4 protein-coding genes are annotated in these 6,000 nt (G+C 71.3%); 2 read left to right on the forward strand and 2 right to left on the reverse strand.

All coding sequences use genetic code 11. From position 1 onward, the window contains the following. Positions 1 to 143: 143 nt before the first annotated feature. The gene (locus ACZ4UB_RS08985; RefSeq protein WP_468069240.1) at positions 144 to 2,126 is read left to right on the forward strand and encodes an acetoacetate--CoA ligase; all 1,983 of its coding nucleotides are present in this window, start codon (positions 144 to 146) and stop codon (positions 2,124 to 2,126) included. Between the two features lie 58 nt (positions 2,127 to 2,184). Beyond that, positions 2,185 to 3,111, forward strand: coding sequence for a hypothetical protein (locus ACZ4UB_RS08990; RefSeq protein ID WP_468069241.1), 927 nt, complete (start codon positions 2,185 to 2,187; stop codon positions 3,109 to 3,111). An 87-nt stretch (positions 3,112 to 3,198) separates the two neighbouring features. Here the strand turns inward: ACZ4UB_RS08990 and ptsP are convergent, their stop codons facing one another. Both ptsP and ACZ4UB_RS09000 read right to left on the reverse strand, forming a co-directional pair. Continuing rightward, positions 3,199 to 4,869 carry a phosphoenolpyruvate--protein phosphotransferase gene (ptsP, locus tag ACZ4UB_RS08995; protein ID WP_468069243.1) on the reverse strand — a complete coding sequence of 557 codons (1,671 nt, stop codon included), beginning with the start codon at positions 4,867 to 4,869 and terminating at the stop codon, positions 3,199 to 3,201. 74 nt (positions 4,870 to 4,943) lie between these two features. Then, positions 4,944 to 5,393 (reverse strand): PTS sugar transporter subunit IIA, encoded by a 450-nt coding sequence (locus ACZ4UB_RS09000; protein ID WP_354381604.1) that lies wholly within the window; start codon positions 5,391 to 5,393, stop codon positions 4,944 to 4,946. Positions 5,394 to 6,000 lie beyond the last annotated feature (607 nt).

Consider the following 6,000-nt stretch of genomic DNA (forward strand, 5'->3'; position numbering starts at 1 on the left):
GCATGGTCCCTGTGAGCCGCCGCGCGCACACCCCCGCGCGATGGCACCGTACGCACACGGGGCGCGACCACACGCGCCACCCACGCACGAGCCCGAGCACACGCACACGAAGCGCGCGCCGCAGACCGACCGGGAGCCGACCCATGACCTCAGCCACTTCGCCGGAACCCCTGTGGGCCCCGGGCCCCGACCGGATCGCGGCGGCCCGGATCACGGCCTTCCAGGCCTGGGCCGCCGAACACCACGGCGCCCCCGCGACCGGCGGGTACCCGGCCCTGCACAGCTGGTCCGTGGACGAACTGGACACCTTCTGGCAGGCCGTCGCCGAGTGGTTCGACGTCCGCTTCACCAGCCCCTACACGTCCGTCCTCGAGGACCGGACCATGCCCGGCGCGCGCTGGTTCACCGGCGCCACCCTCAACTACGCCGAGCACGCCCTGCGCGCGGGGGAGGACCCGGCGCGCGCCGGCGAGGCCGCCCTGCTCCACGTCGACGAGACCCACGAGCCGGTCCCCGTCACCTGGGCCGAGCTGCGCCGCCAGGTCGGCGCGCTCGCCGCCGAACTGCGCACCCTCGGGGTGCGCCCCGGCGACCGGATCAGCGGCTACCTCCCCAACATCCCCGAAGCCGTCGTGGCCCTCCTCGCCACGGCCGCCGTCGGCGGCGTCTGGACCTCCTGTGCCCCCGACTTCGGTGCCCGCAGCGTCCTCGACCGCTTCCAGCAGGTCGAACCCGTCGTCCTGTTCACCGTCGACGGCTACCGCTACGGCGGCAAGGAGCACGACCGGCGCGAGACCGTCGCCGAGCTCCGGGCCGACCTGCCCTCGCTGCGCGCCGTCGTCCACATCCCGCTGCTCGGCACGCCCGCGCCCGAAGGCACCCTCGCATGGTCCGCCCTCACCGCGGGGGACGCGGAGCCCGTCTTCGAGGCGGTCCCCTTCGACCACCCCCTGTGGGTCCTGTACTCCTCCGGCACGACCGGGCTCCCCAAGGCGATCGTCCAGTCGCAGGGCGGCATCCTCCTCGAACACCTCAAGCAGCTCGGCCTGCACTGCGACCTCGGCCCGCAGGACCGGTTCTTCTGGTACACCTCCACCGGCTGGATGATGTGGAACTTCCTCGTCTCCGGCCTGCTCACCGGCACCACCGTCGTCCTGTACGACGGCAGCCCCGGCTACCCGGACACCGGAGCCCAGTGGCGGATCGCGGAGCGCACGAAGGCCACCCTGTACGGCACCTCCGCCGCCTACGTGATGGCCTGCAGCAAGGCCGAGGTGCACCCGTCCCGCGACTTCGACCTCTCCGCGGTGAAGTGCGTGGCCACCACCGGTTCCCCGCTCCCGCCCGACGGGTTCCGCTGGCTCCACGACGAGGTGGCCGAGGACCTGTGGATCGCCTCGGTCAGCGGCGGCACCGACGTGTGCAGCTGCTTCGCGGGCGCCGTCCCCACCCTCCCCGTGCACATCGGCGAGCTCCAGGCCGCCTGCCTGGGCACCGATCTCCAGGCCTGGGACCCGGCGGGCAAGCCCGTCACCGGCGAGGTCGGCGAGCTGATCGTCACCAACCCGATGCCGTCCATGCCGATCCGCTTCTGGAACGACCCCGACGGCAGCCGCTACCGCGACAGCTACTTCGACATGTTCCCCGGCGTCTGGCGGCACGGGGACTGGATCACGATCACCGACCACGGCTCGGTCGTCATCCACGGCCGCTCCGACTCCACGCTCAACCGCCAGGGCGTGCGCATGGGTTCCGCCGACATCTACGAGGCCGTCGAGCGCCTGCCGGAGATCAAGGAATCCCTGGTCATCGGCCTGGAGGAGGCGGACGGCGGGTACTGGATGCCGCTCTTCGTCCATCTCGTGCCGGGCGCCTCCCTCGACGAGGACCTGCGGGCCAGGATCAAGGCGACGATCCGCGAGGAGCTCTCCCCGCGCCACGTCCCCGACGAGATCATCGAGGTCCCGGGCGTCCCGCACACCCTGACGGGCAAGCGCATCGAGGTCCCCGTCAAGCGCCTCCTGCAGGGCGCGCCCCTGGCCAAGGCCGTGAACCCGGGATCGGTGGACAACCTGGACCTCCTCCACTTCTACGAGGAGCTGGCCCGCAGCCGCCGCCAGGGGTGACTGTCAGTGCCCGTGGTTACGCTGAGTGAGCATCGATCGGTGCCACTCAGGGGGAGCCATGGCAGACACGAAGAACACCCGCACCACGAGCGCCACCCGCGCCACCAGCGCGCACAGGCGCACCCGCCGCGCCCTGCGCCGCGAGATCCCCGGTACGGTCGGCGTCATCGCCGACCCCGGGGACTTCGCGGCCATGCGCGGCTACCGGAGCTTCGCCTTCGACGACCACGAGGACTACCTCACCCAGGTCGACGCGCTGCTGCGGTCCCTCGCCCTCCGGGGCGCCCACACCACCGTCGTCCTCTTCGACCCGCAGGAATACGCCGACCACTGCGCCGACCGGGGCACCGACCCCGACACCGCCTCGGCCCGCACCCACTTCACCGCGGAGCTCGCCCGGACCGCCGCCGGCCTGCCCTACGGGGACGCCCCGCTGCGCGCCCTCCTGCCGCGGCTCGTCGACGAGGCCGTCCGCCAGGCCACCTGGGAGTACGCCACCGTGCTGCTCTCCGGCGTCGGCAGCTGCGCCGACTGCGGGCAGGACGTCGGCCAGGCCTGCTTCGACCGGGCGGGCCTGATCCTCGGGCGACTGCTGGAGCGGGCCGCACCCGGCCGGCACCACCTGGTGTGCAGCGTCCCCACCGAGACCGAACAGCTCGTCGCCGTGCTGCACGCCGAAACGGCCGACGACACCACGACGCCACCCCGCGTCAAGGCCCGTGAGCGCCTCGACTTCGTGACCGTCCTGGCCACCGGTCTCGCCCTCGGCGGATCCGGGGGCCTGGTCCTGCGCACCACCAGCGCGGACCCTCGTGACCGGGTCCACGGCTGGCGCCTGGACCGCGGCCGCCTGGTCAGCCTCTCCGCCGCCGCGGTGTTCAACGCGTACTGCACCGACGCCGACACCGGCGAGCCCGTACCCCCGGAACCGGGCGTCGAGTACGGACCGGGCTACGAGGTGGACGAACCGGGACCGCCCCACTGACCCGGACGGGCCGGGGGAACGACCGAGGGGCCCCCGCCGATGGCGAAGGCCCCTCGTACCGACCACACACCCCTACCGGGGCACCGGCTACTCGCCGGACAGCACCGCCTGGGCGGCCACGCGGGCCTCCTCGGCACTGTCCGCGGCGCGCGCCGCGGCGGCGGCACGCTCGCACTGGGCGAGCGTGTACTTCGCGAGCGTCGCGCGCACGTAGGGGATCGACGCGGCACCCATCGACAGGGAGGTGACGCCCAGACCCGTCAGCACACAGGCCAGCAGCGGGTCGGAGGCGGCCTCGCCACAGACACCACAGCTCTTGCCCTCGGCCCTGGCGGCATCGGCCGACATGGCGATCAGGTCGAGCAGCGCGGGCTGCCACGGGTCCTGGAGGCGGGAGACCGCACCGACCTGACGGTCGGCCGCGAAGGCGTACTGCGCCAGGTCGTTCGTACCCAGCGACAGGAACTCGACCTCCTGGAGGATCGAGCGCGCCCGCAGCGCGGCGGAGGGGATCTCCACCATCGCGCCGAACTTCGCCTGCAGACCGGCCTCGCGGCACGCGTCCGCGAACGCCTTGGCGTCGGCGCGGTCGGCCACCATCGGGGCCATGACCTCGAGGTAGACCGGCAGCCCCTCGGCCGCCTTGGCCAGCGCGGTGAGCTGCGTGCGCAGCACCTCCGGGTGGTCCAGCAGCGACCGCAGCCCGCGCACGCCCAGCGCCGGGTTCGGCTCATCGGCCGGGGTCAGGAACTCCAGCGGCTTGTCGGCGCCCGCGTCCAGGACGCGCACGACGACCCGGCCCTCGGGGAAGGCCTCCAGGACGGCGCGGTACGCCTCGACCTGCTTCTCCTCGGTCGGCGCCTTCTTGCTGTCGTCCAGGAAGAGGAACTCGGTGCGGAACAGGCCCACACCCTCGGCGCCCGCCTCGACGGCGGCCGGCACGTCCGCCGGACCACCGACGTTGGCCAGCAGCGGCACCTTGTGACCGTCCGACGTCGCGCCCGGACCGGACGACGCGGACAGCGCGGCCTTGCGCTCGGCGGCCGCGGCCTCCAGCTCGGCCCGCTTCTCCGCGGTCGGGTCCACGAACAGGTCGCCCGTGCTGCCGTCGACGGCGATCACGGTGCCCTCGGGGATCTCCCCGGCGCCCGGCAGGGCGACGATCGCCGGCACGCCCAGCGCCCGCGCGAGGATCGCGCTGTGGCTGGTCGGGCCGCCCTCTTCCGTCACGAAACCGAGCACCAGCGCCGGGTCGAGCAGTGCGGTGTCGGCGGGAGCGAGGTCCCGCGCGATCAGCACGTACGGCTCGTCGCTGTCCGGCACGCCCGGCATCGGTACGCCCAGCAGGCGGGCCACGATGCGGTTGCGCACGTCGTCCAGGTCGGCCACGCGGCCGGCCATGTACTCGCCGGCGCCCGCGAGCAGCTCGCGGTAGGCGGCGAACGCGTCGTACACACCGCGCTCGGCGGTGCTCCCGACGACGATCCGACGGTCGACGTCGGCCATCAGCTCAGGGTCCTGAGCGATCATGGCCTGAGCTTCGAGCACGTGCTGGGCCTCGCCACCGGCCAGCTGGCCGCGCGCGATCAGGTCGGCCGCCACGGCATCCACGGCCTGACGGGCGCGCCCCTGTTCGCGCTCCGCCTCCTCCGCGGCGATCTGCTTGGCCGGCGGTTCGAGAACCGCCGTGCCCATGTGCCGAACCTCGCCGATCGCCACACCGTGGCTCACGCCGACGCCTCGCAGCGTTGTCTCCATTTCACCCGTCTCCGATTGAGCGGCGGGACCACCCGCCGCGTTGGATGTCCGATTCGCCCGAGCAGGCGGATACGTCACTGCCAGCCGAAGAGCACGTCTCCGGCCTTCATGTCTCCGGACTCGACGACGTCGGTGAGGGAGTCGGGAGTCGCTTCCAGCGCCACGATCGGGCAGATGGGGGACTTGCCGGCAGCCTCGACCGCGGCGGGGTTCCAACGGATGACGGTCTGGCCGCGCGTCACGGTGTCGCCCTTGTTGACGAGCAGCTCGAAGCCCTCGCCGTTGAGCTGGACGGTGTCGATCCCGAGGTGCGTGAGCACACCGTGGCCTTCGGCGTCTACGACGACGTAGGCGTGCGGGTGCAGGGAGACGACCACACCGTCGACGGGGGACACCGCCTCCGAGGGCTCGCGCACGGGGTCGATAGCGGTGCCCGGTCCCACCATTGCGCCGGAGAACACCGGATCGGGCACTGCCGCGAGTCCGATGGCGCGCCCGGCAAGTGGGGACGTCACGCTGGTCATGGGGGGCCTCCCAGGGGTGGGGCTTCTTCGTGTCGCCGTCACAACCTGTCCTGGACGGCGTACTTTGAGAAGGGTAAGTCATGAGACGTCCCGGTTCCGCACGAAGTACACCTCCTTATGGAGGTCCTACGCGCTCCCGCGACGCCCTAGTGGACTAGACCATACGCCTGAATCGATTTGCTTGGGCATCGGCAGACCTGTACTGTCGTGACTCCCGCCAGAACGCTTCGTGTGAACACCGCACGAACTGCTCATGGACGGGAACCCTCCTCATCAACCGCTGATCTTCAGCCCCCTTTCTATCCGCATGCCTGTTCGGCAGTCGGAGCGAGTGGTCGGGAAGACGAAAAAGCGCTGGTAGAGTTGGAATCGCCGAAAAGGGAAACGCGAAAGCGAAGACCTGGAAAGCGAAAAGCAGGATCCCGTTTCGACCGGGAATCGGACGCGAAAGAGTCTGATAGAGTCGGAAACGAAGAACGAAGCCCGGAGGAAAGCCCCAGTAGTGATACTGCGGGTGAGTACAAAGGAAGCGTCCGTTCCTTGAGAACTCAACAGCGTGCCAAAAATCAACGCCAGAAGTTGATACCCCGTCCACTTCGGTGGATGA

The sequence above is a fragment of the Streptomyces sp. NPDC028419 genome (genome assembly GCF_055565515.1).

Excerpts from the sequence above, each read along its gene's own strand:
- ACZ4UB_RS08985 (WP_468069240.1), top strand. The coding sequence starts at position 144 with ATGACCTCAGCCACTTCGCCGGAACCCCTGTGGGCCCCGGGCCCCGAC.
- ACZ4UB_RS08990 (WP_468069241.1), top strand. The coding sequence starts at position 2,185 with ATGGCAGACACGAAGAACACCCGCACCACGAGCGCCACCCGCGCCACC.
- ptsP (WP_468069243.1), bottom strand. The coding sequence starts at position 4,869 with ATGGAGACAACGCTGCGAGGCGTCGGCGTGAGCCACGGTGTGGCGATC.
- ACZ4UB_RS09000 (WP_354381604.1), bottom strand. The coding sequence starts at position 5,393 with ATGACCAGCGTGACGTCCCCACTTGCCGGGCGCGCCATCGGACTCGCG.